This is a genomic window from Halomonas litopenaei (genome assembly GCF_003045775.1).
Lineage (GTDB): Bacteria > Pseudomonadota > Gammaproteobacteria > Pseudomonadales > Halomonadaceae > Halomonas > Halomonas litopenaei.
Genome location: NZ_PXNS01000009.1, coordinates 80,434 through 105,819, shown reverse-complemented (window position 1 = coordinate 105,819; position 25,386 = coordinate 80,434). Strand labels below are relative to the sequence as shown.

Annotated in this window: 28 protein-coding genes; 6 read left to right on the top strand and 22 right to left on the bottom strand. The window is 64.8% G+C overall.

Annotated features, from left to right (window positions below; translation table 11 throughout):
* Window positions 1–94 precede the first annotated feature (94 nt).
* Entirely contained in the window at window positions 95–1,171 is a 1,077-nt protein-coding gene (locus C6W88_RS15325; RefSeq protein ID WP_108133090.1) for an endonuclease/exonuclease/phosphatase family protein, read from the top strand.
* A gap of 233 nt (window positions 1,172–1,404) precedes the next feature.
* Here the strand turns inward: C6W88_RS15325 and C6W88_RS15320 are convergent, their stop codons facing one another.
* A complete protein-coding gene (locus C6W88_RS15320) occupies window positions 1,405–2,784 on the bottom strand; it encodes a class II fumarate hydratase (RefSeq protein WP_045992480.1) in 1,380 nt (459 codons plus the stop codon).
* A gap of 407 nt (window positions 2,785–3,191) precedes the next feature.
* On the opposite strand from C6W88_RS15320, the gene C6W88_RS15315 reads away from it, so the two are divergent.
* Both C6W88_RS15315 and C6W88_RS15310 read left to right on the top strand, forming a co-directional pair.
* Window positions 3,192–3,575, top strand: coding sequence for a phasin family protein (locus C6W88_RS15315; RefSeq protein ID WP_045992506.1), 384 nt, complete (start codon window positions 3,192–3,194; stop codon window positions 3,573–3,575).
* Between the two features lie 237 nt (window positions 3,576–3,812).
* Complete coding sequence (locus tag C6W88_RS15310) at window positions 3,813–4,412, top strand: carboxypeptidase-like regulatory domain-containing protein (RefSeq protein ID WP_108133089.1); 600 nt, start codon at window positions 3,813–3,815, stop codon at window positions 4,410–4,412.
* Between the two features lie 101 nt (window positions 4,413–4,513).
* On the opposite strand, the gene hda is transcribed toward C6W88_RS15310, so the two are convergent.
* Together hda and C6W88_RS15300 are read right to left on the bottom strand one after the other, a co-directional pair.
* The gene (gene hda, locus C6W88_RS15305; protein WP_045992482.1) at window positions 4,514–5,215 is read right to left on the bottom strand and encodes a DnaA regulatory inactivator Hda; all 702 of its coding nucleotides are present in this window, start codon (window positions 5,213–5,215) and stop codon (window positions 4,514–4,516) included.
* Complete coding sequence (locus C6W88_RS15300; protein ID WP_045992483.1) at window positions 5,212–6,306, bottom strand: AI-2E family transporter; 1,095 nt, start codon at window positions 6,304–6,306, stop codon at window positions 5,212–5,214. The genes hda and C6W88_RS15300 overlap by 4 nt, the downstream gene beginning before the upstream one ends.
* A gap of 174 nt (window positions 6,307–6,480) precedes the next feature.
* Between C6W88_RS15300 and purM the strand changes: the two genes are divergently transcribed.
* Both purM and purN read left to right on the top strand, forming a co-directional pair.
* On the top strand, window positions 6,481–7,554 hold the full coding sequence (gene purM, locus C6W88_RS15295) for a phosphoribosylformylglycinamidine cyclo-ligase (protein WP_108133088.1): 1,074 nt from the start codon (window positions 6,481–6,483) through the stop codon (window positions 7,552–7,554).
* Window positions 7,551–8,291 carry a phosphoribosylglycinamide formyltransferase gene (purN, locus tag C6W88_RS15290; protein WP_108133087.1) on the top strand — a complete coding sequence of 247 codons (741 nt, stop codon included), beginning with the start codon at window positions 7,551–7,553 and terminating at the stop codon, window positions 8,289–8,291. The genes purM and purN overlap by 4 nt, the downstream gene beginning before the upstream one ends.
* A 117-nt stretch (window positions 8,292–8,408) precedes the next feature.
* Here the strand turns inward: purN and dcd are convergent, their stop codons facing one another.
* From dcd to C6W88_RS15265, 5 genes are all read right to left on the bottom strand, one after another.
* Window positions 8,409–8,975, bottom strand: a complete 567-nt coding sequence (dcd, locus tag C6W88_RS15285; RefSeq protein WP_045992486.1) for a dCTP deaminase — start codon at window positions 8,973–8,975, stop codon at window positions 8,409–8,411.
* Between the two features lie 159 nt (window positions 8,976–9,134).
* On the bottom strand, window positions 9,135–9,938 hold the full coding sequence (apbC, locus tag C6W88_RS15280; protein WP_181248632.1) for an iron-sulfur cluster carrier protein ApbC: 804 nt from the start codon (window positions 9,936–9,938) through the stop codon (window positions 9,135–9,137).
* A 177-nt stretch (window positions 9,939–10,115) separates the two neighbouring features.
* On the bottom strand, window positions 10,116–11,747 hold the full coding sequence (locus tag C6W88_RS15275; RefSeq protein ID WP_108133085.1) for a coiled-coil domain-containing protein: 1,632 nt from the start codon (window positions 11,745–11,747) through the stop codon (window positions 10,116–10,118).
* A 248-nt stretch (window positions 11,748–11,995) separates the two neighbouring features.
* Entirely contained in the window at window positions 11,996–12,406 is a 411-nt protein-coding gene (gene arfB, locus C6W88_RS15270; RefSeq protein WP_045992488.1) for an alternative ribosome rescue aminoacyl-tRNA hydrolase ArfB, read from the bottom strand.
* A 178-nt stretch (window positions 12,407–12,584) separates the two neighbouring features.
* On the bottom strand, window positions 12,585–12,983 hold the full coding sequence (locus C6W88_RS15265; RefSeq protein ID WP_045992489.1) for a DCC1-like thiol-disulfide oxidoreductase family protein: 399 nt from the start codon (window positions 12,981–12,983) through the stop codon (window positions 12,585–12,587).
* A gap of 111 nt (window positions 12,984–13,094) precedes the next feature.
* Between C6W88_RS15265 and C6W88_RS15260 the strand changes: the two genes are divergently transcribed.
* Window positions 13,095–14,078, top strand: coding sequence for a YihY/virulence factor BrkB family protein (locus C6W88_RS15260; protein ID WP_108133084.1), 984 nt, complete (start codon window positions 13,095–13,097; stop codon window positions 14,076–14,078).
* On the opposite strand, the gene C6W88_RS15255 is transcribed toward C6W88_RS15260, so the two are convergent.
* The 14 genes from C6W88_RS15255 to urtC all read right to left on the bottom strand — a co-directional run bounded on the left by C6W88_RS15255 (window position 14,014) and on the right by urtC (window position 25,385).
* Complete coding sequence (locus C6W88_RS15255; RefSeq protein WP_045992490.1) at window positions 14,014–14,235, bottom strand: LapA family protein; 222 nt, start codon at window positions 14,233–14,235, stop codon at window positions 14,014–14,016. The genes C6W88_RS15260 and C6W88_RS15255 overlap by 65 nt on opposite strands.
* A gap of 189 nt (window positions 14,236–14,424) precedes the next feature.
* The gene (locus C6W88_RS15250) at window positions 14,425–15,867 is read right to left on the bottom strand and encodes a phospholipase D-like domain-containing protein (RefSeq protein ID WP_108133083.1); all 1,443 of its coding nucleotides are present in this window, start codon (window positions 15,865–15,867) and stop codon (window positions 14,425–14,427) included.
* 169 nt (window positions 15,868–16,036) lie between these two features.
* Window positions 16,037–16,651, bottom strand: coding sequence for a HupE/UreJ family protein (locus C6W88_RS15245; protein WP_108133082.1), 615 nt, complete (start codon window positions 16,649–16,651; stop codon window positions 16,037–16,039).
* 56 nt (window positions 16,652–16,707) lie between these two features.
* On the bottom strand, window positions 16,708–17,358 hold the full coding sequence (gene ureG, locus C6W88_RS15240) for an urease accessory protein UreG (protein WP_045992492.1): 651 nt from the start codon (window positions 17,356–17,358) through the stop codon (window positions 16,708–16,710).
* A 101-nt stretch (window positions 17,359–17,459) separates the two neighbouring features.
* Window positions 17,460–18,155: an urease accessory protein UreF gene (locus C6W88_RS15235; RefSeq protein WP_108133081.1), complete on the bottom strand. Its 696-nt coding sequence runs from the start codon at window positions 18,153–18,155 to the stop codon at window positions 17,460–17,462.
* A complete protein-coding gene (gene ureE, locus C6W88_RS15230; protein ID WP_108133080.1) occupies window positions 18,155–18,814 on the bottom strand; it encodes an urease accessory protein UreE in 660 nt (219 codons plus the stop codon). The genes C6W88_RS15235 and ureE overlap by 1 nt, the downstream gene beginning before the upstream one ends.
* Before the next feature lie 55 nt (window positions 18,815–18,869).
* A complete protein-coding gene (gene ureC, locus C6W88_RS15225; protein ID WP_108133079.1) occupies window positions 18,870–20,573 on the bottom strand; it encodes an urease subunit alpha in 1,704 nt (567 codons plus the stop codon).
* Window positions 20,570–20,923: an urease subunit beta gene (locus C6W88_RS15220; RefSeq protein WP_108133078.1), complete on the bottom strand. Its 354-nt coding sequence runs from the start codon at window positions 20,921–20,923 to the stop codon at window positions 20,570–20,572. Before C6W88_RS15220 ends, ureC begins: the two co-directional genes overlap by 4 nt.
* A 74-nt stretch (window positions 20,924–20,997) precedes the next feature.
* Complete coding sequence (gene ureA, locus C6W88_RS15215; protein ID WP_045992496.1) at window positions 20,998–21,300, bottom strand: urease subunit gamma; 303 nt, start codon at window positions 21,298–21,300, stop codon at window positions 20,998–21,000.
* A gap of 61 nt (window positions 21,301–21,361) precedes the next feature.
* A complete protein-coding gene (locus C6W88_RS15210; RefSeq protein ID WP_108133077.1) occupies window positions 21,362–22,285 on the bottom strand; it encodes an urease accessory protein UreD in 924 nt (307 codons plus the stop codon).
* Window positions 22,286–22,541: 256 nt separating this feature from the next.
* Window positions 22,542–23,240, bottom strand: a complete 699-nt coding sequence (gene urtE, locus C6W88_RS15205; protein ID WP_045992498.1) for an urea ABC transporter ATP-binding subunit UrtE — start codon at window positions 23,238–23,240, stop codon at window positions 22,542–22,544.
* Window positions 23,234–23,383: a hypothetical protein gene (locus C6W88_RS21520; RefSeq protein WP_156088605.1), complete on the bottom strand. Its 150-nt coding sequence runs from the start codon at window positions 23,381–23,383 to the stop codon at window positions 23,234–23,236. Before C6W88_RS21520 ends, urtE begins: the two co-directional genes overlap by 7 nt.
* Window positions 23,380–24,213, bottom strand: coding sequence for an urea ABC transporter ATP-binding protein UrtD (urtD, locus tag C6W88_RS15200; RefSeq protein ID WP_045992499.1), 834 nt, complete (start codon window positions 24,211–24,213; stop codon window positions 23,380–23,382). Before urtD ends, C6W88_RS21520 begins: the two co-directional genes overlap by 4 nt.
* Entirely contained in the window at window positions 24,210–25,385 is a 1,176-nt protein-coding gene (gene urtC / locus C6W88_RS15195) for an urea ABC transporter permease subunit UrtC (protein WP_108133076.1), read from the bottom strand. Before urtC ends, urtD begins: the two co-directional genes overlap by 4 nt.
* Between the last annotated feature and the right edge of the window lies 1 nt (window position 25,386).

The window sequence follows — 25,386 nt, the reverse complement described above, 5'->3', positions numbered from 1 at the left end:
TCCTTGGCTCTATCGTTAAAGGCCGAGGACCGTTAGGCTCGTCATCATCATTGTTGCGCCGAGCCGGTGCGCCGGACCGAAAAGGGACCCCTGCATGCTCTCACTTGTCATCGATACCCTTCTGATCGCGGTGGTGACCATCGTCGCTGGCGCTACCCTGATCGCCAGGATTCCGTCCCACTGGTGGTGGCTCAGGGCCTGTGAATTCCCCCGTGTCCAGATCGGACTCATCGGGCTGTTCTGTGCTTTGGCAAGCCCGCTGGCGAGCGACCCCCTGACACTCTGGATTGCCACGGCCGGCCTGGTCGTCTTCGCCATCCAGGCTTTCTATGTACTGCCCTGGACACCGCTGTGGCCGGTGCAGGTCATGGCCGCCAAGGGCGACGCCCCGGAGCGTTGCCTGACGCTCTTGATCGCCAATGTACTCACGCCGAACCGGCGCAGCGACGACCTGCTGGAGATCATCGCCGAGCGCGACCCGGACATGGTGCTGACCCTGGAATCCGACCAATGGTGGGGCGACAAGCTCGATGCCGGCCTGGCAGACGGCTACCCCTACGCCGTGCGGGTCCCGCTGGACAACCTCTACGGCATGCACCTGTATTCCCGTCGCCCGCTGATCGACCCCGAGGTCAAGTGGCTGATCCAGGATGACATCCCCTCGATCCACTGTGAGGTGGAACTCGAAAGCGGAGATCACATCCGCTTTCGCGCCCTTCACCCCAGGCCACCGGCACCGAGCGAGAGCGAGGAATCGCTGTGGCGGGACGCCGAGCTTTCGCTGGTCGCCGAAGAGATCCACCAGAACCCGGTACCGACGCTGGTCGCCGGCGACCTCAACGACGTTGCCTGGTCACGCAGCACGCGCCTGTTCTGCCGCGTCAGCGGCATGCTGGACCTGCGGCGCGGCCGCGGCATGTTCTCGAGCTTCCACGCCGGCTATCCGTTCCTGCGCTGGCCGCTGGACCATGTCTTCGTCAGCGAGCACTTCACCCTTGCCAAGATGGATCGGCTGCGGGCCTTTGGCTCAGACCATTTCCCGATCCTTGCCACCGTCTGTTATCGCCCCTCCAGAGCCGACGAGCACGACACCCCGGACGCCGACAACGAAGAGCATCACGACGCCCGTGAAACCGTCGAGGAAGCCAGGGAGCGCGATCAGTCGAGTTGAGTTCCCGCCTTCCAGGCGATGTCCATGTCGTGGTAACAGATGTGGCGGCAAAACGTGTGGCGATGGACTGGCAACAATAGAAAAGACGGGTAGCAATAGAAAAGAAGAGCCTTGCCGTCGTGGCAAGGCTCTTCTTCTTCAAAGGGCGCTATTCCAAGGGCACTATTCCAAGAGGCACTATTCCAAGAGGCGCTATTCCAAGAGGCGCCATGTCGGCCGCGCCCTCGTCACCTCTATTCGGGAATACCGCCACGGGTCAGGGAGGCGGGATCCAGCAGGCGTTCGAGCTCATCGCGTCCGAGGTCGGTCTCCTCCTCGGCCACGTCGATGATCGGCCGGCCGGCCTGGTAGGCCTTCTTGGCGATGGCCGCCGCGGCGTTATAGCCGATCACCGAGTTCAATGCCGTCACCAGGATGGGATTGCGCGCCAGTGGCTCACTCAGGTTGTCCTCGCGCACCTTGAAGGTGGCGATCGCCTTGTCCGCCAGCAGCCGCGATGTCTGGCTCATTAGGGTGATCGACGTCAGCAGGTTGCTTGCCACCAGTGGCAGCATCACGTTGAGCTGGAAGTTGCCGCTCTGTCCGGCGACGGTCACGGCGGTGTCCAGACCGATCACCTGAGCGGCGGCCTGGGCGGCGGATTCGGGTATCACAGGATTGACCTTGCCCGGCATGATCGAACTGCCCGGCTGCAAGGCTTCAAGCTCGATCTCGCCAAGCCCCGCCAGCGGGCCGGAGTTCATCCAGCGCAGATCATTGGCGATCTTCATCACCACACACGCCAGACCCTTGAGCTGACCCGACAGCTCCACCGCTGCGTCCTGGGAGCCAAGGCTGGCAAAGAAGCTGTCATTGGGCGTCAGAGCGAGCCCGGTGCGGGCGGAGAGCTCGGCGGCCATGCGCTCGGCAAACTCCGGATGGGCATTGATACCGGTGCCGACCGCAGTCCCCCCCTGGGCCAGCCGACACAGCCGCACCATGGCGCTGTCGAGACGCTCGATGGCCTGCCCCACCTGGCTCGACCAGCCACCGAGTTCCTGACCAAGACGCAGTGGCATGGCATCCATCAGGTGAGTGCGTCCGGTCTTGACCACCTCGTCCAGCTCTTCTGCCCTGGCGTCGATGACACCTCTGAGGTGCTCGAGCGCCGGGCGTAGCGTACCGGTAACTTCCAGCGCCGCCGACAGGTGCAGGGCGGTGGGAATGACGTCGTTGCTCGACTGTCCCATGTTGACGTGGTCGTTGGGCCCGACGCTCAAGTCATCGGAGCTCGCCAGGTGGGCGATCACCTCGTTGACGTTCATGTTGCTCGAGGTGCCGGACCCGGTCTGAAACACATCGATGGGAAACTGATCATCGTGCTGACCCGCGATGATCGCGTCTGCCGCCTCGACGATGGCACGACGACGATCGTCGTCCAGCAATCCCAGGTCGCCGTTGACCACCGCCGCCGCTCGCTTGATGCGAGCAATGGCGTGGATAAAGGCTGACGGCATCGGCTGGCCCGACACCGGGAAGTTGTTGACCGCACGCTGCGTCTGGGCGCCATAGAGCGCATTGGCGGGAACCTCGAGCTCCCCCATGCTGTCGCGTTCGATACGGGTCTGCGTCATGGATCACTCCTGATCGTCAAAGGCAAAGGGTTAAGGGTACGGTCCTTCGTTTTCTCTTGAATACCATGGTGGCGAGACTTCCTGCTTGCAAGGCTTGCAGGGATCACATCGCTGTCATGTCTCCACACTAGGCTGAAGGCGATCCAGGGGCACGGTGAACTTGCACGCCGGTATCCCATCAAAGGGCGAAGAAGGCTAGATAACGGACTTTTCGTCGTTTTTTCGCTGTTTCAAGCATTCTTTGGATCCAAACCCCTTTTCCCCCGATTCTCGACCCAATCCATGTTGCGATGCACAAAACCCTCTGCTATTGTGCACTGCAACAGACGACGCAACGGCATCGACCACTGGGAATGGTCCCACGGTCATCGCCGACAAGTAGTTCGAAACCCCAGGAGGTTCACATGATGCGCACTATCGATACCAAAGCACTGTTCAACAACGAGCAAGTCGAAAACCTGTTCTTCGGCCCGGCCCGCGCTTACGCCAGCCTGACCGTCGACTTCGCCGAGAAGCTGACCAGCGCCCAGCTGGAAGCCGCCAAGGCCTACACCGAGACCGGTCTGGCCCAGGCTCGCGCCTTCACTTCCGTCAAGGACGTCGAAGGTCTGCGCTCCTACATGGAAGGCCAGCAGAAGGTCGCCAAGGACCTGACCGAGCGCCTGAAGGGCGACGCCGAGAAGGTCGTGGCCCTGCAGCAGGACTTCGTCTCCAAGAGCCAGAAGCTGGCCGAAGAGAACGTCAAGCAGGCCACCGACACCGCCACCAAGGCTACCGCCAACGCCAAGTAATCTGGCTACGGCAGACGCCTGAACGACTCAGGTCGTTCACCAAGCGGCCCCCGATTTCGATCGGGGGCCGTTTTGCGTCTGCAGGCAGCGTCGAGGCCAGGCCATCAGGCAACAACGCTCGCAAGGCGGCAGACGCCTATCCGGCCACGCACACGCCACGCGTGGCAATTCCGACGCCGATTCCATAAGCTGACAGCACACAGGGCCCAACGACATTCGTTGCAAGGAGACCGCGCCATGAAGGCACCCTACCCGCTGTTGTCACGCCGATTCCGCCTGGCGGTAATCGCCATCCTCGCCTTGCTGATCACCGGCTGTCAGAGCGTCAGCACCACCGGCACGTCCCGCGCCCCGGAGGTCATCGATATCGGCGAACCCGACACCCCGATCGAACAGCCGGGCCCGAGAGACGACCAGCCCACCGCCGATCAAGCCAGGGTCCCCAGGGAGATCCCCTTCCCCGCCGACGTCTACGCCCAGCTGCCGAAGAGCGGCAGCGCCGTGCTGTCCGGCAGACTCACCCTGAACACCCCCGCAGGCCCGGTCATCGGCGGTGGCGAGACGGTATCGGTCGCACCGATCACCAAGTACTCCGCCGAGGCGGCGGCCCAGGCGCTGGCCGGCCGGGCGGTGGAACGCGCCGACCCACGGGCCCGCGAATACACCCACACCACCCGCACCGACACCAACGGCTACTTTCAGCTACGCGACCTGCCCCCCGGCGACTTCTACGTTTCGGGCACGGTGGTCGATCCGGCCAGTGGCAGCCGCCAGATCGTGATCAAGGAAGTCACGCTAAGAAATGGTGGCCACAGCGAGATTCAGCTCAGCCGCTGATACCGCGTACCGATTCGACCTGGCCCTGACAACAGGACGGCGACCCAAAATGGGTCGCCGTCTTGCTTTCCTGGAGAGCTTTCCTGGAGATGCCCAGACCGCTACCAGTCCAGTGCCTTCTTGACGAAGGGGATGGTCAACTTGCGCTGTGCCGACAGCGAGGCGTTGTCCAGCACCTCGAGCGAGCGAAACAGCTCACTGAGCTCGCGTGCACCACGATGCAGGATGTAGCGTGCCACCTCGTCGGGCAACTCCATGCCACGCAGGTGGGCACGCAGCTTCAACGCTTGCATGCGGTCCTCGTCGGACAGCTGCCTGAGGTGGAAAGTCATGCCCCAGGTCAGCCGCGACGCCAGATCCGCCAACTTGATATCGAGCTGCCGGGGCGGGCGATCCGCGGCGATCAACAATCGCTTGCCGCTGTCTCGCAGCCGGTTGAAGGCATGGAACAGCGCCTCCTCCCAGCGCTTGCGCCCCACCACTCGATCCAGATCATCGATGGCCACCAGGTCGAGACGCTCCACATCCTCGAGCATCAACGGCGGGAAGTGGCCCAGCTCCTCCAGCGGCAGATAGAGGGTACGCAGGTCCCGCGCGGAGGCCTGGTGGCAGGCCGCCTGCAACAGGTGGCTACGACCGACGCCGTCGCCCCCCCATAGGTACAGAAAGGGCTCGCCGTTGTCATCGAACTGATGACTCAGGCACTCCACCAGGGTGGCGTTGGCACCCGGATGGTAGTTGTCGAAGGTCGCGTCGTCGCGCAGTCCGACGCCCAGAGGCAACTGCGCGGGGGCTCGACTCATGAGGACTCCTCGTTGGCGGCGGAGGGCTCCTTGTCGGATTCATGCTCCGCGTCATAGAGCGACGAATTCTTATACGTATCATGCAGGTAGCGCAAGATGACCATCACCATGGCCGCCACCGGCAGCGCCAGCAGCACACCGGTGAAACCGAATAGCTGGCCGCCGGCCAGCACCGCAAAGATGACCGCGACAGGATGCAGGCCAATCTTGTCCCCCAGCAGCTTCGGCTGCAGCAGGGTGCTTTCCACCAGTTGCCCGAAGCCGAACACCAGCCCCACGCCCAGCAGTACCAGCCAGTCGCCGAACTGGAAGAAGGCCACCACACCGGCCACCGAGATCCCCACGATCACGCCCAGATAGGGCACGATGCTGGCAAGCCCTGAGAGCAGCCCGATCAGCAGGCCAAAGCGAACACCCAGCAGCGTCAGTCCGATGGCATAGATGACGCCGAGGCACAGCATCACGATCAACTGGCCACGCAGGAAGGCCGCCAGCACCTCGTCGCACTCCTTGGCCAGCCGAACGGCCGTCGGCTCCCACTGACGCGGCAGCAGCCGCCTGACCTTGCCCACCAGCACGTCCCAGTCCAGCAGCAGGTAGAAGGTCACCACCGGAATCAACGCCAGATTGGCCAGCCAGCCGACCAGCGCCATACCCGACCGCGACACCTGGGCCAGTACGCTGGCGGCGACGGTACCGGTTTCTTTCCAGTTTTCCAGTACTGCCTTGCGCAGTGCATCGAAGTCGGTGCTGAGATCGAGACCGGTCAACGACTGCAGCTCCGGCAACACCGTGCTCTGAATCCAGCTCAGTACCGCCGGCAGCGCTTCCACCAGCTGCCCGATCTGCTGTCCCAGCAGCGGCACCAGCAGCAGCAGCGTCAGCCCTACCAGCAGCGTCAACAGCACAAACACGACGCAGACCGCCCATTGACGCGACAGCCCGCGCTCCTCCAGGCGATCGGCGATAGGGTCACCCAGGTACGCCAGCACCATGCTGACGAAGAAGGGCGCCAACACCGGTTCGATGCTGACGAAGAACCACAGCACAACAGCCGCCACCGCGGCGACAATCCACCACTGCTTGCTCATTCGCTTTTCCCCGAAAGAAACCACCATTCCCTGTGATGCCCGACCGATAGTGTGCCATGGCTGCGATGGCCGAAGCACAGTGCTACAATCTCCGCCCCCAACGTGCCCATTGTCTCACGTTCGTCCGCTGGTGCGCACCACGCCCGCGGGTCGACCGACTCCACAGGATCTGTCATGACCGACTCCTCCTCCTCCCCCGAAAGGGCTTCGCTCAGCTACAAGGACGCCGGTGTCGATATCGACGCCGGCAACGCCCTGGTCGATCGCATCAAGGGCGTCGCCAAACGCACCACCCGCCCCGAGGTAATGGGCGGGCTGGGAGGCTTCGGCGCGCTGTGCCAGCTGCCCAGCGGCTACCGTGAGCCGGTGCTGGTCTCCGGCACCGACGGGGTCGGCACCAAGCTGCGCCTGGCCATGGACCTGGGTCGCCATGACACCATCGGCATCGATCTGGTTGCGATGTGTGTCAACGACCTGGTGGTCGCCGGCGCCGAGCCGCTGCTGTTCCTCGACTACTATGCCACCGGCAAGCTGGACGTCGATATCGCCGCCGACGTGGTCAGCGGCATCGGCGAAGGCTGCGAACGTGCCGGCTGTGCTCTGGTCGGTGGCGAAACCGCCGAGATGCCCGGCATGTACGAAGGTAGCGACTACGATCTGGCCGGCTTCTGTGTCGGCGTGGTGGAGAAGGACGAGATCCTCGACGGCACCAAGGTCGCCGCCGGTGACGTACTGCTGGGCCTGAGCTCATCCGGCCCTCACTCCAATGGCTACTCGCTGATCCGCAAGATCCTCGAGGTGGCTGACGCCGACCTGTCCACCGACATCGACGGCCAATCACTGGGCGACGCCCTGATGGCGCCGACACGCATCTACGTCAAGCCGCTGCTGGAACTGCTGCGCCACGACGACTATCAGGTCCACGCCCTGTCCCACATCACCGGTGGTGGCCTGCTCGAGAACCTGCCCCGGGTACTTCCCGAGGACCTCACCGCCCACGTCGATACCAGCCTGTGGCAGCGCCCTGCGGTGTTCGACTGGCTCAAGCAGCAGGGCAACGTGGACGAACATGAGATGCACCGCGTGCTCAACTGCGGCATCGGCATGGTGCTGGTGGTACCTGAAGATCAGGCCGACCAGATCCGCGCTCACCTGCAGGCCCAGGGCGAAGGCGTCCATCGCATTGGCCACATCGCCGCGCGCCAGGGCGACGAGGAGCAGGTGCAACTGGAGATGCCGGCGTCATGAGCGAGGGCGTGAACGATGGCGAGCTCAACGGCTTCACCCCGGAAGAGGCCACCCAGCCACGGGTGGTAGTGCTGATCTCGGGGGGTGGCACCAACCTGCAGGCCCTGATCGACGCCCAGAGCCACGACGAACTGGGTGGCGAGATCGTGGCCGTGGTGTCCAATGTCGCTGACGCCTATGGTCTGAAGCGGGCGCGTGATGCCGGCATCAACGCGGTGGCCCTGCCCCACCGCGAGTACGACAGCCGCGATGCCTTCGACGGCGCCCTGATCAAGGTGATCGAGCGCCACGAGCCTGACCTGGTGGTGCTGGCCGGCTTCATGCGCATCCTGACGCCACGTTTCGTCCAGCGCTTCATGGGACGGATGATCAACATCCATCCGTCGCTGTTGCCGGCCTATCAGGGCCTGCACACCCACGCCAGGGCACTGGCCGACGGCATCGACGAGCACGGCTGCAGCGTACACTTCGTCACCGAGGAACTCGATGGCGGGCCGGTGGCGATCCAGGCCGTGGTCAAGGTCAACAAGGATGACACCGAAGAGACCCTCAAGGAGCGAGTGCTGAGTCGTGAGCACCTGATCTTCCCGATCGCGGTACGCTGGTTCCTCGAGGGGCGTCTGCGCCTGCAGGGCGACATCGCGACCATCGACGGCCAGCCGCTGCCGCCGGGCGGCATGCGACTGTCCCACGAGGACGCCGCCGCGGAACTCGACGAGGACGACGAGTCCCGGTGAAATCTGGCCGCGCTGTCGCCTGAAACAACAAGGCCCGCCGAGCGATCGGCGGGCCTAGTTGTCTGTGGGCCTTGCATGCAGGAGTCGCGTGAGCGGTAAGCCCTCGCCTCTTCGCACTCAGGTGCGCGGCAGAGTCACTCCACGCTGGCCCATGTACTTGCCGCCACGATCGGCGTAGGAAGTGTCACAGATCTCGTCAGATTCCAGAAACAGCATCTGTGCCACGCCCTCGTTGGCGTAGATCTTGGCCGGCAGATTGGTGGTGTTGGAAAACTCGAGGGTCACGTGACCTTCCCACTCCGGCTCCAGCGGCGTCACGTTGACGATGATGCCGCAACGCGCATAGGTGGACTTGCCCAGGCAAATGGTCAGCACGCTGCGCGGGATGCGAAAGTACTCGACGGTCCGCGCCAGCGCGAAGGAGTTGGGCGGAATCACGCAGACATCGCCCTTGATGTCGACAAAACTCTTCTCGTCGAAGGCCTTGGGATCGACCACCGCCGAGTGAATGTTGGTGAACACCTTGAACTCGTCGGCGCAGCGTACGTCATAGCCGTAGCTCGAGGTCCCATAGGAGATGACCCGCCGGTCGTTGACGTAGCGAACCTGATCGGCCTCGAAGGGCTCGATCATGCCCTCGTTCTCGGCCATGCGGCGGATCCATTTGTCGGACTTGATGCTCATGGGACTTCCTGCTGGGTGCTCGAAGAGTGGACGCGTTCGGTGGGGCCACATGATAGCGGCCCCTCGCTGCCACGTCACGATGCAAAGGTGATAGGCGCCTGACAGGCGCTTGATGAGGATCAGCCGGCGACGCCGCCAAGCGTCATCCTCCGCCGGCCCTTACTCGCTGAAGCTGATGCTCGGCCCCTGGTCGCCACCGTCACCGTCGATCTGCTCGGCCACCTGACGCGCCATGGTGCGGAAGGTCGTCGCCACTTCGCAGTCGGGCTCGGCGACCACGCTGGGACGTCCACCGTCCACCTGCTCACGAATGCCCATCGACAGCGGCAGGCGCCCCAGCACCCGGGTATCGTACTCCGCAGCGATGCGCTCTCCTCCCCCCTCGCCGAAGACCGGCTCACTGTGGCCGCACTTCGAACAGGTATGCAGACTCATGTTCTCGACCACGCCCAGCACCGGGACCTTGACCTTGCGGAACATCTCGATGCCCTTGCGCGCGTCCAGCAAGGCGATGTCCTGGGGCGTGGTGACGATCACCGCGCCGTCCACCGGTACCTTCTGGGCCAGGGTGAGCTGGATGTCACCGGTGCCCGGCGGCATGTCCACGAACAGATAGTCCAGGTCGCTCCAGCGTGTCTGGTTGAGCATCTGCTGGAAGGCCCCCGCCACCATCGGGCCACGCCACACCATGGGCTCGCGAACGTCGACCATGAACGCCATGGACATGGCCTGGATGCCGTGGGCCTCCAGCGGCAGGAACTGGTTCTCGCCGCTCGCCTGGGGGCGCACGCCTTCGCCGACTCCCAGCATCTGCGCCTGGCTGGGCCCGTAGATATCGGCGTCGAGAACGCCGACGCGATAGCCTTCGGCGGCCATGGCCAGCGCCAGATTCACGGTCACCGTCGACTTGCCGACACCACCCTTGCCCGATGCCACGGCAACGATATGCTTGACCCCTTCGATCACGTCTCGCTCCTGTTTCCAGATGGGCGCGGTTAATCCGCCGGGCCAGTATAGGGCCCAGGCGGCGCGAGGTTAAGCGAAGCGGGACCGCCAAACGCAGCGGCGGGCCCGAAGGCCCGCCGCTGTTGCTTCCCGCAACCTTGCCGACGTCACCGCCGGCAACCGTCTCGCTGACGCTCAGTTGGTGCTTTCGGTGCTGGCGTCGTCGGTGACCGAGGCTGCCGCCTCGCGCACCTTCTCGGCAGCCTGACGGGCCACGTCCTTGACCGTCTCGACGGCGTCGGCGGCACCGGAGGCTACTTCATCGGTCCACTGGGTAGACGACTCCTCGCCCTCGGCGGCCGTATCGGTGGAGCCCTCTTCGCTGGCCGCATCCGCCTGGGAAGCGTCGGCGGAGGAACCTTCCCCGCTCTGGGAGGCGTCGGCAGAAGCCTGATCACCCTCGCTGCCACCCGGGGTCTTCTCCATGGACTCGGACGAGGCCACGTCCTCGTCCTCGGCGGCGCTCTCGTTGGAGCCCTGCTCGCTGGCCGAGGCCGCGCTGTTGCCCGAGGACTGAGAAGAGTCCTGCTCCTGCGACGACTGTTCCTCTGCCGCCGACCGCTTCGCCGACTGAACGGCGATATCGGCCTGGCTCATGCCATCACTGCTCTGGTCGCCGCTGTTTTCGCCGCCACCACTCTGGTCGCCATTGCTCTGGTCGCCACCCCCGGAGCTGATGACCTCGACGGAGCCGCTGCTGCTTTCGCCCTGGGACGAGGCCTGCTTATCGGCACTACCCTCGCTGTCGCTGCCTTGACCGGAGGATGCGCCATCGGAGAGCTCGGCGGTGGCACGATCGAGGTTCTCGAGCTCGATGCGCCAGGTGTCGAGTTGATTGTTGAGACGAGCCAGACGCTGGCGACGCTCGTCGGCACGGGCCTCGAGTTCATCGATCCTGGCCTGCAGCTCATCGCGGCGGGCGACCGCTTCCTCGGCACGGGACTCGGCCTGGCGAACACGCGCCTCGGCCTGCTCGCGTTGCTCGGCGGTGCTGGCCAGCGTCTGCTCGAGGCGGGCCTGGGCCTGCTCGGCCTGCTTCTGCGCCTCCTGCTGCTGGCTCTCGAGGCTCGCCACTTCTTCCTCGAGTGAACCGACGGCGCTCTGCTTCTCTTCGATGGAGCTTTCCAGATCACTCAGGCGCTTCTCGGCGTCATCGACCTCTCCGGTCAAGGACTCAGCCTCGGACTTGAGCGAATCACGACGCTCCACCAGCTGCTGCTGTTCGTTCTGCGCCTCTTCCAGACGATTGCGCGCCGCCACCAGGTCGGACTGCAAGGATGCCTGGGTGGATTCGAGTTCCTTGAGATCGGCCTGTACCTGGGCGGCCTGCTCTTCGGCTGCCGCCTGGGCGGTACGCGCTTCGGCCTCCTCGGCCTTCAGGGTTTCGAGCTGGGCACGCATTTCCTCAAGCGAGGTCTCGGCCTCTTCCCACTGGGATACCTGGCTCTCGAGCTCGGCACGCTGGGCTTCCAGGGTAGCCTGGCTCTCTTCCAGCCCGGACACCTGCTCGCGCAGGGTCTCGACGCGTGACTCGCTGGCATCGAGTTCCTTGGTCAGGGCAGTGCGTGCCTCGCCGTTGGAACTGGCGCTGAGCTGGGCACCGATGGCCCAGATCAGGCTGACGCCGGCCACCGCCGCCAGGCCCTTGACGCGGTTGTCCTTGAACAGCTCCTTGGCATCCTTGCCGGAGGCTGAAGACTGGGTCGCCTCGGAGGTGTTGCCATCCTTCTCGGTGTTGTTGTCCTTGTCGGGATTGATCTCTTCCATTCGGGGGTCTCCCTTGGGGTGGGACGGGTCCTGAGGTTCGAGGACCAAAGTGATCACAGCATACTGCCTGACTGCGGGCGCGTCAGGGGTGTGCTCCATCAAAAATACGCGCTAGCGAGCATTAGAAAATTGCCGTGTACCCTATCCGAGCATGTTTTCCGCAGAGCGTCGAGCCCCATTAGCGAAGCGCAGGAGTCTGCGGAAAGCCGCCCTCACAAGCGTTCAGGATGCAGCGCCTGTTCGATGCGCTACGTCTCCGGCTTGCCGCGTAGCGACTTGAGCTTGCCCCGCTGCTTCTTGCCTTCGAGGCGACGCCGCTTGGCCGCCTTGCTGGGCCGGGTGGCGCGACGCGCCTTGGGAATCACCAGTCCCTGCTGCAACAGCGATTTCAGCCTCGCCAGTGCCGCTGCGCGGTTGGCCTCCTGGGTGCGTTCCGACTGGGCCTTGATGATCACCACTCCGTCCTGGGTGATGCGATGATCATTGAGCGCCAAAAGGCGCTCCTTGACGTCGTCAGGCAACGACGATGCCTGAATATCGAAGCGCAGATGAATCGCCGAGGCGACCTTGTTGACGTTCTGGCCGCCGGCTCCCTGGGCACGAATCGCACTCATGGCGATCTCGCTATGAGGGACCGACAGACGTCGACTTAGTTGCATCTTGCCTCCCTCCTGGTGGCTTGATAAATAACGGTAGATGAACGGCGTTGGTGACCAGTATCGCTGGTCGGCGCCGATGCCCGGCCCTGATGCCCGGCGCTGATGCTCAGTGCCGATGCCCAGTGCTGATGATCAACGCCAGGCCGTCTGCGGCCCCATCCGGTGGGAGCGACACACTTCAAGGCCTGATCGGACCGACGCCGAGCCCCTTGAGCATGACACGACGAACGGCCTTGAGCAGCGGATAGCTGAGGCGTGCTCGCCGTCTCGACGACAGCCACCACAGCATCCCACGCGACAACGGACCTCGACCTCGCCCGGCCACTGCCGCCATACGTACCGCCTGATCACCATGGTAGCGCTCGTCGCCGAGCTCCAGCACCATACCCTCGTCCAGGCGACAGCCCAGACGCTCCAGACGCCGGACCTCTTCGGGGTGATGGCGCGCATCGACGAGATCCAGCCGTCCCTTGGACAGTCCGTAGCGCGACACGAAGCTCCGACACAATGGACACTGTCCATCGTAGATCAGCCTGGCGTCGGATTCGGTGCGGGATTCCTGATCTGCAGATGCCACTCGTTCCTCCCGGCGTACCCCCGCACTTTGACCATCTGGTTGGGCAAGGGTTTGACGCTGACACTGGCTCCCAGCGTATCATGCCCTATCCCTCAAGGACGATTCGGGCCCATGACAGCACCGCGCTGGTACCAACACGCCGTCTTTACTCTGCTGCCACGGCTCGCCTTCTTCATGTGGCGGGTGCTGACCCACTTTCTGCATAATCGAGGAATGCTGCTGGCGGGCGGGGTCGGCTTCAATATTCTGCTGTCCACCATTCCGCTGTTCGCACTGATGGTGGTGGCGATGGCTCAGGTCGTGGACGAGCAGCAGCTGCTCAATGTGATCGCCATGCAGGCACGCCACATCGCCCCGACCCACGCCGAGGTGATGCTGGAGTCGGTGCGCGCACTGCTGGACTCCCGCGACGCAATCGGCATCTACGGCATCCCGGTGCTGCTGATCTTCAGCTCCTTCGCCTTTCGCATGCTGGAAGACGCCCTGGCGCTGATCTTCAGAAAGCCCGACGTCAAGGACACCCGCAGCCTCTGGGTGTCCTTCCTGTTGCCCTACGCCTTCATGCTGGTACTGAGTGCGGCGCTGCTGGCGCTGGCCATGGCAGTCAGCCTGGCCAATACCCTCAATGGACTGTGGATGGCGCTATACGGCCGTGAGCTGCCCATGGCCTCGCTGTCGGAGCCGGCCCTCAACCTGACCAGCTTCGTCGGCGTCTTCCTGCTGTTCAGCGCCATCTACAAGGTCCTGCCGGTGGTACGCATTTCCCTGAGGCGCGCCTTGGCCGGGGGCTTTGCCGCCGCCCTGATGTGGGAAGGGGTCAGGATCGCCCTGGTCTACTACTTCGCCAACCTGTCACTGGTAAGCGCGGTCTACGGCCCCCTGGCGACCCTGATCGTGGTGCTGCTGAGCCTCGAGATCGGCGCCGTGATCCTGCTGCTGGGCGCCCAGGTCATCGCAGAGCTTGAGCACAACTGCCGCCTCGGCCTGCCCTGGCACCAGGACCCTCGAAAGCGCTCGCGGGTCGATGCCCTCAGCGGCGCTGCGGCTCCTTGCCCTGCAGGCGACGAATCAGCCCCATCAGGCCGCGACCGCTGATCATGCCCAGCAGGTAGATCACCACCACCAGCAGGGCCATCGGCATGGCAATGGTCCAGCCGAGCAGTTTCACCTGCACCATCTCGATGTTCTGCACCACCAGGATGGCGATCAGCGCCAGAATCACGACCTTTACCACCAACCAGAACTTTTCCATCGAAGACTCTCCTTGTGCCCGACACGGGCGTTGCGATGTCGCCACGCCGAGCTCGAAATTGTGTCAAATCGAGCGTCGGCCAGCGTGTGAAACATGGTCGCGGGGCGGCGGACTGTCAAGCTGGCCGGTCGAGGCACATCGTGCTCTCGCGTCGGTATCTCCACCGTCCTGCGCAGCCCACCAGCGAGGTCAGAAGGTGGACAGGCCGCTGGCCTCCATCAATCGATAGCGCCAGCCATCGAACCAGCTAGCCTCGTCCCGCGGCGCCCAGGCTCGGCTGGTTCGACGTCCGTCGCTCGAGTCCCAGCGCTGGTCGAACCAGGCGCCGATATCGTCGATGGCGACGACTCCTCGCCCTTTTAGCAAGACGCTGCTTTCAAGATTGAAGTCGTCGAGATTGCGTCGGGTCAGGTTGGCCGAGCCCAGAATCACGGCGTCCGCCAGCTCGTCCTTCGCCGGGCCCCTTCTCACCAGCACCACCTTGCTGTGGCACTGCTCACCGTCGGTGACACACCAGCGCACCTGAACGCCCGCGTCCAACAGCTCTTCGGCCACCGGCTGATTGGGCAGGCCTCCCTTTTCGAAACCGAAGGCCTCACGGTTGGGGTCGAGCAGCACCCGAACCGCCACTCCTCGCCCGCTGGCCTCCTTCAGCGCCTCGACCACCCCGCGGTGGGCGACATAGAAAGCAGCGACATCCAGCCGATCGCCGGCGACGGTGTCATCAATCCGGGCGAGCACGGCGTCACGGATGGCGGCTTCGGTCAGCAGTTGCGCCATCGCGCCATCCGATGGCTCGGCCTCAGGTGCTGGCGGCTGCGATACCTCGACGCCGGACCAGGACGCCACCTCGACCTCCGAGGCGATGACGTCATGGGCGACGGGGCCATCGATCCTCAGCGCCACGTTGGAGTGCAGGCTACTGCCGTCGTGAGGATTGGCCGAGGTGATCAGTGTCGACCACCCTTCGGCGTGATCCACCGTCAGCGTCTTGCGATGATTGGCGCGAAAATTGAGCAGCGCCAGGTAGCTTCTCAGGGTCACCGGCTCGCCACCGAAGGCATTGGGCAGCCAGCCCCCGTCCGGGTCGTTGCCAAGCCGATCCAGTCCCAGATGCCAAAGGCCTGACCACAGCGGGTTGGAGGCGCGCAGGCGATCGAGACGGGTGATGGCAAGCTCGACCCCCGCCGCCTCCAGGCTCTGATAGAGCGGCACCCGCTGGCCTCCATAGAGAGTATTTAGGGGGTCGGTGATCACTACCACTCGCGGCGCCGGTTGGCGCTGGCGGGCGGCGATCAGCGCATCGGCAAGGCGTTCGGCCAGGGGCAGAAAGTCGCCCCCGCCACTGCCCTCGAGGCGATTGAACAGGAACATGTCGACGACGATCAGCCGGCGGGCACCCTCGATCATCGCCACCGCTTCGTCAAAGATGTGCTGATCAAGATGACGGCGGCCACCCTCGTCATACCAGGTTCGATCGGCGAGAAATTCGACCTCGCCCACTGGCCGCTCGGGCCAGGCCTTGCCGACGTTTTCCGGTAGTGGCTTGATACTCTGCCACAGCCCCATCCCCGCCCAGGCGACCAGCAGTACTGCCCCGCTCCATTTGATCGTGCGTCCCAGCCTGGCCATAGCGTCCTCTTGGCGAATTCATCCGTGGCGCACGAGCATAGCCCAAAACGTTTCACCCACACACGTACCCGTCTCCGCCGTCGCAGGCGGGGCGATGCAGCAGCCTCAAACGCTCGCGCCCGGCACAGGGCCGGGCGCGAGAGACCATCGACGGTCAGTGGGAGATCGCTCAGCTCAGCGCCAGCACCCCACCGCAGACCGCGATGGCGGCACCGAGGGCACGCACCAGGCGCTGTTCGCGGCTGGCCAGCCAGCCACCCAGCACCCGCGCCAGCATGGTGATGGCAAGCGTCGAGGCCGAAAAGCCCACCACGTAGGCGACGAGTGAGGCGGCTGCAGGCATCTCGGCGCCGTGGGCGATGCCATGCATCGTCATCAGGGCGATCACCAGGCCTCCGCCAAGCGCTGCCGGCAGACGCATCAGCGCCGCCACCATGACCCCGGCGATCAGCACCGACAGGGCAATTCCCCCTTCCACACCAGGCAAGGCGCCGGCGGGAAGCGCGCCGGACAGCGCCAGACCAGCCCCGGCCAGCATGCCAGCCAGTGCCATCAGCGGGGTAAAGCGTCGCATGGCAGCCCCCTGCCCCAGACTCCACAGGCCAATAGCCGCCATCGCCAGCAGGTGATCGAGCCCCAACCAGGGGTGCATCAGGCCGGCGGCAAGGCCGCCATGCTCGACGCCGTGGCCGGGGTGCGCCAGCGCCAGCGGTGCGACAAGGCCAGCGGCCATGGCGCCGGCGATCGCCAGGGAACGGGAAGAAACACGAGAACGCTGTGTCATGACAGACTCCTTGTTGACTGAGAACGCAACGCTTCGGCTGCGTGGTAACGGGCGATTCAGGCTTCCACTGCCTCGGCTCGCCGGTCGGGCAACATGCCCCGCTCGAGAATGAAACCGATGATGGTGTCGAGACCGACGCCGTCATACAGATTGGTGAAGACGAAAGGACGTTCGCCACGCATCTTGCGCGAGTCACGGTCCATCACCTCCAGCGAAGCATGCACCTGCTCGGCAATGTCGATCTTGTTGATGATCAACAGATCCGACTTGGTGATGCCCGGCCCGCCCTTGCGCGGGATCTTGTCACCCGCGGAGACGTCGATGACGTAGAGCGTCAGGTCCGACAGCTCAGGACTGAAGGTGGCCGACAGGTTGTCGCCGCCGGACTCCACCAGCACCAGTTCGAGCCCAGGATGGCGGCGGTGCAGCTCGTCGATGGCCGCCAGGTTCATCGAGGCGTCCTCGCGGATCGCGGTGTGCGGACAGCCGCCGGTTTCGACGCCGAGGATGCGATCCGGCGACAGCGCCTCGTTGCGGGTCAGGAAGTCGGCGTCTTCCTTGGTGTAGATGTCGTTGGTCACCACGGCGATATCGTAGTGATCACGCAGGGCCCGACACAGCTGCTTGAGCAGCGCCGTCTTGCCCGAGCCCACCGGGCCGCCCACGCCGACGCGCAGGCACTGGGAGGGAGTGGTTGAAGTGGTCATGGTGTTCTCCTGCCTGTCATGTAAGGCCATTCCCCGACGTGTCGAAGACCGGAGAATGGCGCCGTCGATACCCCGGTATCGATGGCATCGTTGTCACTCGCTCAGCTGCGAAACAGCCGCGAGTACTGGGTTTCGTGCAGGCCGCTGGCCAGGGCGAGCCCCGGCAGCGCCGGCCCCATGTCGTCATCGTCGATGATCAGGGCACGCCCCACCGCCTCGACCAGCGCCGGACGCAGCCGCTCGACCAGTCGCTGGGCCGCGGTATGCCCGAGCGGCAGCGCCTTGCAGGCTGCCGCCAGCTGGTTCTCGAGCCAGGCCCAGGCAAAGCCCAGCATGGCCTGTCGCGGCGGCAACCCGCGGGCTACCGCCAGGGCGCTGAAGGCGGTCACATAGCCAGGCTCGTCAGGCAAGCCGACTTCGGGCGCCAGCCCCAGGCTGCGCATCAGGCGCACCAGCGACGCGCCCAGCTGGCGATCCTCCTCGCGCAGCTCTCGGGTCTCGCGTACCGCCCCCAGCCAGCAGTCCCAATGCGCCACCCTATCCTCGTCGCCCTGCTGCCAGGCCTCGACGAGTCGCGCCAGGGCAGGCAGTTCCGCCACCGCCAGGCCATCCTCCAGCACGCCCTCGAGCCAGTCGCCAAGACTCTTTTCATCGTGAACCCAGCCCAGTTCGAAGGCGCTCTCGAGCCCCTGGGACCAGGCGAAGGCGCCGATCGGCAACGCCGGGCTGACCAGCTGCAGCAGCCCCAGCAGGGCCAGATCATCGTGCGCCTGTGACGCAGACTCGATCCCGGCCATCAGGTGATCCCCTGAGCGTGGCTATGTGAGGAGCCATGTGAGGAGCCATGTGAAGAGCCATGTGAAGAGCCATGTGAAGAGCCGTGTGAATGGCCATGCCCGTGCGAATGCCCGTGTCCGTGCCCATGGTCATGGTCATGAGAATCGCTGTGCGAATGACCATGCGAATGCCCACCCATGGTGTAGGCGCCCGGCTCGGGATCGAAGGGTGCCTGGTGGTGCTCGAGCCGCGCACCAAGCCGCTCGGCCAGCTCTTCCAGCACATGGTCCGGCGCAAAGCGCACGTAGCAGCAGGCGTCACCCTGGTACTCGCCCTCGCCGATACCGAGGGTCACGTGGCGGTTGCCCAGGTGGTAGCACAACCGAGCCAACGCAAGGCCGGCGTCCGGCCCCGGCGCTACCCAGGCGGTCACCACCGGTTCCGGCGCAGCGATGACCCGGACGCGGCTGCCGTCCTCGGCCTGAAGACCGTCGCCGTGGCGCAGCACCGGACCGCGTTCGAGAAACAGACCCGCCGCACGCCCGCTGTCCAGGGTCACCCGCAGGCGCCCCTTGATGCGATCGTCGTAGCTCAGGGTCAGGGTGTCCTGGACGCCGTCTTGCCCATCGCCGACGGGCAACGGCCCGAGCCGGCGGGTCAGCGACAATAGCGAACTCATGGATGACTCCTTGGTACTGTCAGCGGCACTGTCGAAAACCGTCATCATCGCTGACTCAAAAAAGGTGATAGCGCTGGGCCAACGGCAGCACGTCCAGCGGTTCACAGGTCAGAAGCTCGCCATCGCAGGTGACCTCGTAGGTCTGGGCGTCGACCTTGAGATCCGGGCAACGGTCATTGAGCTTCATGTCGCCCTTGCGCACCGCACGCACATCCCGGCAAGCCACCAGGCTGCTTTGAAGCCCCAGCCGATCCTTGAGCCCCGCATCCAGCGCGGCCTGAGACACGAAGCTCACCCGGGTCGCTGCGGCGGCCTGGCCCAGCGCCCCGAACATCGGACGGTAGTGCACCGGCTGGGGAGTCGGGATAGAGGCATTGGGGTCGCCCATGGGGGCCATGGCGATCATTCCCCCCTTGAGCACCAGCGCCGGCTTGACGCCGAAGAAGGCCGGATCCCACAGCACCAGATCGGCCAGCTTGCCCACCTCGACAGAACCGATCTCATCGGCCAGGCCGTGGGTGATGGCGGGGTTGATGGTGTACTTGGCCACATAGCGGCGGGCACGCAGGTTGTCGGCGCCACGTTCTTGATCTTCCGGCAGTAAACCACGCTGCACCTTCATCTTGTGAGCGGTCTGCCAGGTCCTGCACACCACCTCGCCGACGCGTCCCATAGCCTGGGAATCCGAGGCGATCATCGAGATGACGCCGAGGTCATGCAGGATGTCCTCGGCGGCGATGGTCTCGCGGCGAATGCGCGAATCGGCGAAAGCCACGTCCTCGGGAATATTGGGGTCGAGGTGATGACACACCATCAGCATGTCCAGGTGCTCGTCGACGGTGTTCACCGTGTAGGGCCGGGTCGGGTTGGTCGACGACGGCAGCACATAGTCCTTCGAGCAGGCGGTGATGATGTCCGGTGCGTGGCCGCCCCCGGCGCCTTCGGTATGGTAGGTATGGATGCCGCGCTGCTTGAACGCCGCCAGGGTGTCCTCGACGAAACCGGACTCGTTGAGGGTGTCGGTGTGGATCGCGATCTGAACGTCGTAGCGCTCGGCCACGCTCAGGCAGGTATCGATGGAGGCCGGGGTGGTACCCCAGTCCTCGTGCAGCTTGAGCCCCATGGCGCCCGCTTCGATCTGGGCCTCCAGCGCTTCGGGCAGGCTCGCGTTGCCCTTGCCGAGCAGACCGATGTTCATCGGCAGGCTGTCGCAGGCCTTGAGCATCTGGTGGATGTGCCAGGCCCCCGGCGTGCAGGTGGTGGCGTTCGATCCGGTGGCAGGCCCGGTACCGCCCCCCAGCATGGTGGTGATGCCGCTGGCCAGGGCCTCGTCCACCAGCTGCGGACAGATGAAGTGCACGTGGGCGTCGATGGCGCCGGCGGTGAGGATCTTGCCCTCGCCGGCGATGACCTCGGTGCCGGGTCCGATCACGATGGTGACGTCCGGCTGGGTGTCTGGATTGCCGGCCTTGCCGATGGCGGCGATGCGACCCGCCTGGAGGCCCACGTCGGCCTTGACGATGCCCCACCAGTCAAGGATCAGGGCATTGGTGATGACGGTGTCCATCACCGTCTGGTCGAGACGCTGGCTCTGCCCCATACCGTCACGAATGACCTTGCCACCACCGAACTTGACCTCGTCGCCGTAGTGGGTGGCGTCCTTCTCTACCTCGATCCACAGCTCGGTGTCTCCCAGGCGCACCCGGTCGCCGACGGTGGGGCCATAGATGTCGGCATAAGCCTGACGACTGATCTTCATCGGGCGTCCTCCTGACCGCTGTCGCCGCTGTGTGCGGCCGCATCGTCCAGCGCGCCCATGACTTCACCGCGAAAGCCGTAGATATGACGACGTCCGGCGAAGCTCACCAGGGTGACCTCACGGCTCTGCCCCGGCTCGAAGCGCACCGCGCTGCCCGCGGCCACGTCCAGACGAAAGCCCCGCGCCCTGTCGCGATCGAACGCCAGTGCCGGGTTGGTCTCGGCGAAGTGATAGTGGGATCCGACCTGAATCGGTCGATCTCCGCGATTGGCCACCTCCAGCGTGACCCTGTCGCGACCCTCGCACAGGGCGATGTCACCGTCCTTCAGTTGGTATTCTCCGGGGATCATCCCGCGCCCTCCCTATTGGTATCAGCGTATGAGCCTGTCGCGTCGCCCCCGGATCAAGCCGGGGCCTGGCAGCGTCACGAGATCGGGTTGTGCACCGTCACCAGCTTGGTGCCGTCGGGAAAGGTGGCCTCGACCTGTACCTCGTCGACCATTTCCGCCACCCCTTCCATCACCTCGTCACGCCCCAGTATCTGGCGCCCTCGGCTCATCATCTCGGCCACACTCAGGCCTTCCCGGGCTCCCTCCATGATCTCGCAGCTGATCAAGGCCACCGCCTCGGGATAGTTCAGCTTGAGCCCCTTGGCGCGTCGCCGCTCGGCCACCAGGCCAGCGGTAAACAGCAAGAGCTTGTCCTTGTCACGCGGTGTCAGCTCCATCCTTTCATCCTCGATGTTGGTCAGGGTGGCCAGGGGTCGCCTGTCCCGCCCGGCATGACATTCAGGTAAACCAGATGCGCGGCACACAGGCCTCGCGATCCATCAGCATCGGACGCAGCAACGTCCAGGCCGCCTCGCACAGCGACCAGGCCTCGCGCCGCGAGTGACCGAGGTAGCGCAGCAGCAGGACGCCATCACGCACGGTGACGGCCCAGCGCTCGGCTTCACCAGCGCCGGGACTGCCGGCAAGGTCATTCCCTCCCTGCCCCAACCCTTGGCGCAGACGTTCGATCGCCGCGGACTCGTCTTCGAGCCCGACCGCCCACAGGGTTGCCTGGACGCTGCACCCTCGCTGCCCCCAGGCGCCGTGAAAACGACGATGGTCAGGGTCGAGGGGCTGGCGCTCGATCCACAGTGGTCGTCCGTCCCGGGATAACCGAAAGCGCTGTTCGAGGTGGCCGCTGGCAAACGGCAGGTCACTGGCCGGCCGGCCCAGCGCCAGCACCTCCCAGCCCAGGCAGCGGGCGCTGCCGGAAAGCTCGATCTCGGTGGCCTGCACCCCTCGCGAGCCGTCGAAGGCGATGGTTTCCTGGGGCAACCACTCGAGCAGCCCGCCCTCCTCGACCACCAGACGAGTGCGCTGGGACCAGGCCACGGCGTTGCGGTCGGCCCGATACAGCTTGTTGGCCGCCGGTGTGGTCAGCAGTGCCCGCGCGCCCGCGCCCACCCGCGCCTGGATATCCAGGATATCGCCGCTGACCAGCCCCCCCGGGGGATGCAGCAGATAGACGTGGCAGGTGCCGTCGCGGCCTTCGGGATAGAAGGGACGCTGCACCCGCAGGGGGCCGCGATGATCCACCCGATAGAGGCGAGTGGCCTGGCCATCATGGCGAAAGCCGAGATCGAGGCTGGCCTCCCAGCGCCGTCCTGCGTCGAAACGATGGCCGTGCCGATCGGTCGAATCCTGTGTTGTCTGCGCGCTCATGGCTCTCCCGGGCGGTCCGTCGAGTCGGCGTGGCAAGCGAAAGTAAAAAAGGCCACCACCATTGCCCAATCAAGGTGCAAGCCCCGTACCAGCTTCTCGAATCTCTATTTTTTTACTTATTTTTCAATTTCTTATAGAACAACCAAGGATTGCACCAGAGAAAAGCACGCCTTTGGTCGCGCACAAAAAAAGTGCGCAACCTTACGATTGCGCACCATTGATGTGCAGCGATTCACCCTGATTGACACGCTACCGCTCAGACGGTCAGGTAGCGCTTCACCACGGCGTCGTCGAGCTCACCGATATCACCGACGGCGACTCTCCGCCCACGATCGAGGATGGCGAAGTGGTCGGCGAAGCGTCGGGCAAAGGGCAGTTTCTGCTCCACCAGCAGCACGGTCAGCCCATCATCGGCGATCAACCGACGGATGACTTCGCCGATCTGGGCGACGATATTGGGCTGGATGCCCTCCCCCGGCTCGTCGAGGATCAACAGCTTCGGCTCGATCACCAGGGCGCGCCCGATCGCCAGCTGCTGCTGCTGACCGCCGGACAGATCGCCGCCCCGCCGGTGACGCATCTCCTTGAGCACCGGGAACAGCTCATAGATCCGTTCGGGCACCTGGCGCAGGCCATCGCCACGGGCGGCAAGGCCAGTGCGCAGGTTCTCCTCCACCGTCATCAGCGGAAAGATCTGGCGTCCCTGAGGCACATAGCCCACGCCCAGGCGTGAGCGATCCTCGAGGCGACGCTTCTCCAGCGCGACACCGTCGGCGTAGTGAAGCTCACCGCCGGTGATCGGCACCTCGCCCATGATCGCCTTCATCAGGGTGGTCTTGCCGACGCCATTACGACCCAGCACACAGGTACAGGCCGCCCTGGGCACGTCAAGATCGAGATCCCACAGGGTATGGCTCTCGCCATAGAATTGATTGAGCCCGCGAATGCTCAGCATCGTTCCACCTCCTTGCCCATCTCCTGCACCCACCGGCCGCAGACCTTCGCCCACAGCGTGGCCAGCCTGCCGCGGGATGCGCTGTCCGCCCAGTACAGCGCTCTTACCGAAGACTGCTGAGGTACCCGCTCCAGTCCGATCATGCCGCCTCCTCGTCGCCACCCAGGTAGACCTCGATCACCCTGGGGTCGCTTGCCACCTTGTCCATACTGCCCTCGGCCAGCACCGAACCCTGATGCAGCACCGTCACCGTGCGGGCGATCGAACGCACAAAGCCCATGTCGTGCTCCACCACCACCACCGAGTGCTTGCCGGCGAGGCTCAACAACAGCTCTGCGGTACGCTCCATCTCCTGCTCGGTCATCCCCGCCACCGGCTCGTCGACCAGCAACAGCCGAGGGCGCTGCATCAACAGCATGCCGATCTCGAGCCACTGCTTCTGTCCGTGGGACAGGATGCCCGCCTGGCGGCGACTGAGCGACGCCAGGCCCACCGTCTCGAGCACCTCCTCGATTCGCGCCAGCACCTCCCCGGTCATGCGCGCCTTGAGGGTCGGCCACAGACTCTTGTCCATGGCCATCGCCAGCTCGAGGTTCTCGAACACCGTCAGCGCCTCGAACACCGTGGGCTTCTGGAACTTGCGCCCGATGCCGAGCCGGGCGATCTCCGGCTCGTTCTTGGTCAACAGGTTGTGGCGGCTGCCGAACCACACGCTGCCCTGATCCGGGCGCGTCTTGCCGGTGATGATGTCCATCATGGTGGTCTTGCCAGCACCGTTGGGGCCGATGATGCAGCGCAGTTCGCCGTCGTCGATGGTCAGGTTGAGATCATTGATGGCCTTGAAGCCGTCGAAGCTCACCGACACGTCCTCGAGATAGAGGATCGGGCCGTGGCGCACGTCGACCGGCGATTGTTCCGGGACCAGGAAGTCGAAGACCCGATCGCGATCGGCCAGGCTCTGAAGAAAGCTCATGGGGTGGCCTCCCTGGGGGTTGCATCCAGCGTGTCGGTTGGCGTGTCGGGTTGCGTGTCGCTGTCATCGTCGCTGCCTTGCTGGCGAGAGCGTGACAAAAGCCCGGCGATGCCCTGGGGCAGCAGCACCGTCACCAGCACGAACAGCGCACCGAGCGCGAACAGCCAGGCCTCCGGCATCACCCCGGTGAACACGCTCTTGGCGTAGTTCACCGCCAGCGCACCGATCACCGCGCCATAGAGGGTGGCACGGCCACCCAGGGCCACCCACACCACCACCTCGATGGAGAACAGCGGCGAGAACTCGCTGGGGTTGATGATGCCCACCTGGGGCACATAGAGGGCGCCGGCGACCCCGGCCAGCATGGCCGAGACGACGAACACGAACTGCTGATAGCGCTCCACCCGGTAGCCGAGAAAGCGGGTGCGGGACTCGGCGTCGCGCACCGCCACGCAGACCCGCCCGAGCTTGCTGACCACGATGGCGCGGCACAGCAGGAAGCCCAGCGCCAGCGCCACGCCGGATGCGATAAACAGCCCCAGTCGTGTGGCGTCGGCGGATAGGTCGAAGCCCAGCAGTTCCTTGAAGTCGGTCAGGCCGTTGTTGCCGCCAAAGCCCATCTCGTTGCGGAAGAACGCCAGCATCAGCGCAAAGGTCAGCGCCTGGGTGATGATCGACAGATAGACCCCGGTGACCCGCGAACGGAACGCCAGGAAGCCGAACACCAGCGCCAGCAGGCCCGGCGCCAGCAGCACCATCACAAAGGCAAAACCGGCCATGTCGAAGCCAAGCCAGTACCAGGGCAGACTGTCCCAGTCGAGGAACACCATGAAGTCCGGCAGCAGTGGATCGCCGTAGACACCGCGGTCGCCGATCTGGCGCATCAGGTACATGCCCATGGCGTAGCCGCCGAGGGCGAAGAAGGCGCCGTGGCCCAGGCTGAGAATCCCCAGGTAACCCCAGACCAGATCCACCGCCACCGCCAGCAGCGCGTAGCACAGGTACTTGCCCAGCAAGGTAACGGTATAAGTGGAGACGTGCAGCGGGTGCTCCGGCGCCAGCAGCAGATTTGCCGCCACCACCAGCGCCATGGTGGCACCGAGCACCGCCAGGAAGATCAGAGTCGACCGCTCGCCGAACGGGCGAGCCAGCCATAGTCGGGATGATGGCATC

Coding starts and splice junctions, on each gene's coding strand:
- C6W88_RS15325 (WP_108133090.1), top strand. CDS start 95: ATGCTCTCACTTGTCATCGATACCCTTCTGATCGCGGTGGTGACCATC.
- C6W88_RS15320 (WP_045992480.1), bottom strand. CDS start 2,784: ATGACGCAGACCCGTATCGAACGCGACAGCATGGGGGAGCTCGAGGTT.
- C6W88_RS15315 (WP_045992506.1), top strand. CDS start 3,192: ATGCGCACTATCGATACCAAAGCACTGTTCAACAACGAGCAAGTCGAA.
- C6W88_RS15310 (WP_108133089.1), top strand. CDS start 3,813: ATGAAGGCACCCTACCCGCTGTTGTCACGCCGATTCCGCCTGGCGGTA.
- hda (WP_045992482.1), bottom strand. CDS start 5,215: ATGAGTCGAGCCCCCGCGCAGTTGCCTCTGGGCGTCGGACTGCGCGAC.
- C6W88_RS15300 (WP_045992483.1), bottom strand. CDS start 6,306: ATGAGCAAGCAGTGGTGGATTGTCGCCGCGGTGGCGGCTGTTGTGCTG.
- purM (WP_108133088.1), top strand. CDS start 6,481: ATGACCGACTCCTCCTCCTCCCCCGAAAGGGCTTCGCTCAGCTACAAG.
- purN (WP_108133087.1), top strand. CDS start 7,551: ATGAGCGAGGGCGTGAACGATGGCGAGCTCAACGGCTTCACCCCGGAA.
- dcd (WP_045992486.1), bottom strand. CDS start 8,975: ATGAGCATCAAGTCCGACAAATGGATCCGCCGCATGGCCGAGAACGAG.
- C6W88_RS15275 (WP_108133085.1), bottom strand. CDS start 11,747: ATGGAAGAGATCAATCCCGACAAGGACAACAACACCGAGAAGGATGGC.
- arfB (WP_045992488.1), bottom strand. CDS start 12,406: ATGCAACTAAGTCGACGTCTGTCGGTCCCTCATAGCGAGATCGCCATG.
- C6W88_RS15260 (WP_108133084.1), top strand. CDS start 13,095: ATGACAGCACCGCGCTGGTACCAACACGCCGTCTTTACTCTGCTGCCA.
- C6W88_RS15255 (WP_045992490.1), bottom strand. CDS start 14,235: ATGGAAAAGTTCTGGTTGGTGGTAAAGGTCGTGATTCTGGCGCTGATC.
- C6W88_RS15250 (WP_108133083.1), bottom strand. CDS start 15,867: ATGGCCAGGCTGGGACGCACGATCAAATGGAGCGGGGCAGTACTGCTG.
- C6W88_RS15245 (WP_108133082.1), bottom strand. CDS start 16,651: ATGACACAGCGTTCTCGTGTTTCTTCCCGTTCCCTGGCGATCGCCGGC.
- ureG (WP_045992492.1), bottom strand. CDS start 17,358: ATGACCACTTCAACCACTCCCTCCCAGTGCCTGCGCGTCGGCGTGGGC.
- C6W88_RS15235 (WP_108133081.1), bottom strand. CDS start 18,155: ATGGCCGGGATCGAGTCTGCGTCACAGGCGCACGATGATCTGGCCCTG.
- ureE (WP_108133080.1), bottom strand. CDS start 18,814: ATGAGTTCGCTATTGTCGCTGACCCGCCGGCTCGGGCCGTTGCCCGTC.
- ureC (WP_108133079.1), bottom strand. CDS start 20,573: ATGAAGATCAGTCGTCAGGCTTATGCCGACATCTATGGCCCCACCGTC.
- C6W88_RS15220 (WP_108133078.1), bottom strand. CDS start 20,923: ATGATCCCCGGAGAATACCAACTGAAGGACGGTGACATCGCCCTGTGC.
- ureA (WP_045992496.1), bottom strand. CDS start 21,300: ATGGAGCTGACACCGCGTGACAAGGACAAGCTCTTGCTGTTTACCGCT.
- C6W88_RS15210 (WP_108133077.1), bottom strand. CDS start 22,285: ATGAGCGCGCAGACAACACAGGATTCGACCGATCGGCACGGCCATCGT.
- urtE (WP_045992498.1), bottom strand. CDS start 23,240: ATGCTGAGCATTCGCGGGCTCAATCAATTCTATGGCGAGAGCCATACC.
- C6W88_RS21520 (WP_156088605.1), bottom strand. CDS start 23,383: ATGATCGGACTGGAGCGGGTACCTCAGCAGTCTTCGGTAAGAGCGCTG.
- urtD (WP_045992499.1), bottom strand. CDS start 24,213: ATGAGCTTTCTTCAGAGCCTGGCCGATCGCGATCGGGTCTTCGACTTC.
- urtC (WP_108133076.1), bottom strand. CDS start 25,385: ATGCCATCATCCCGACTATGGCTGGCTCGCCCGTTCGGCGAGCGGTCG.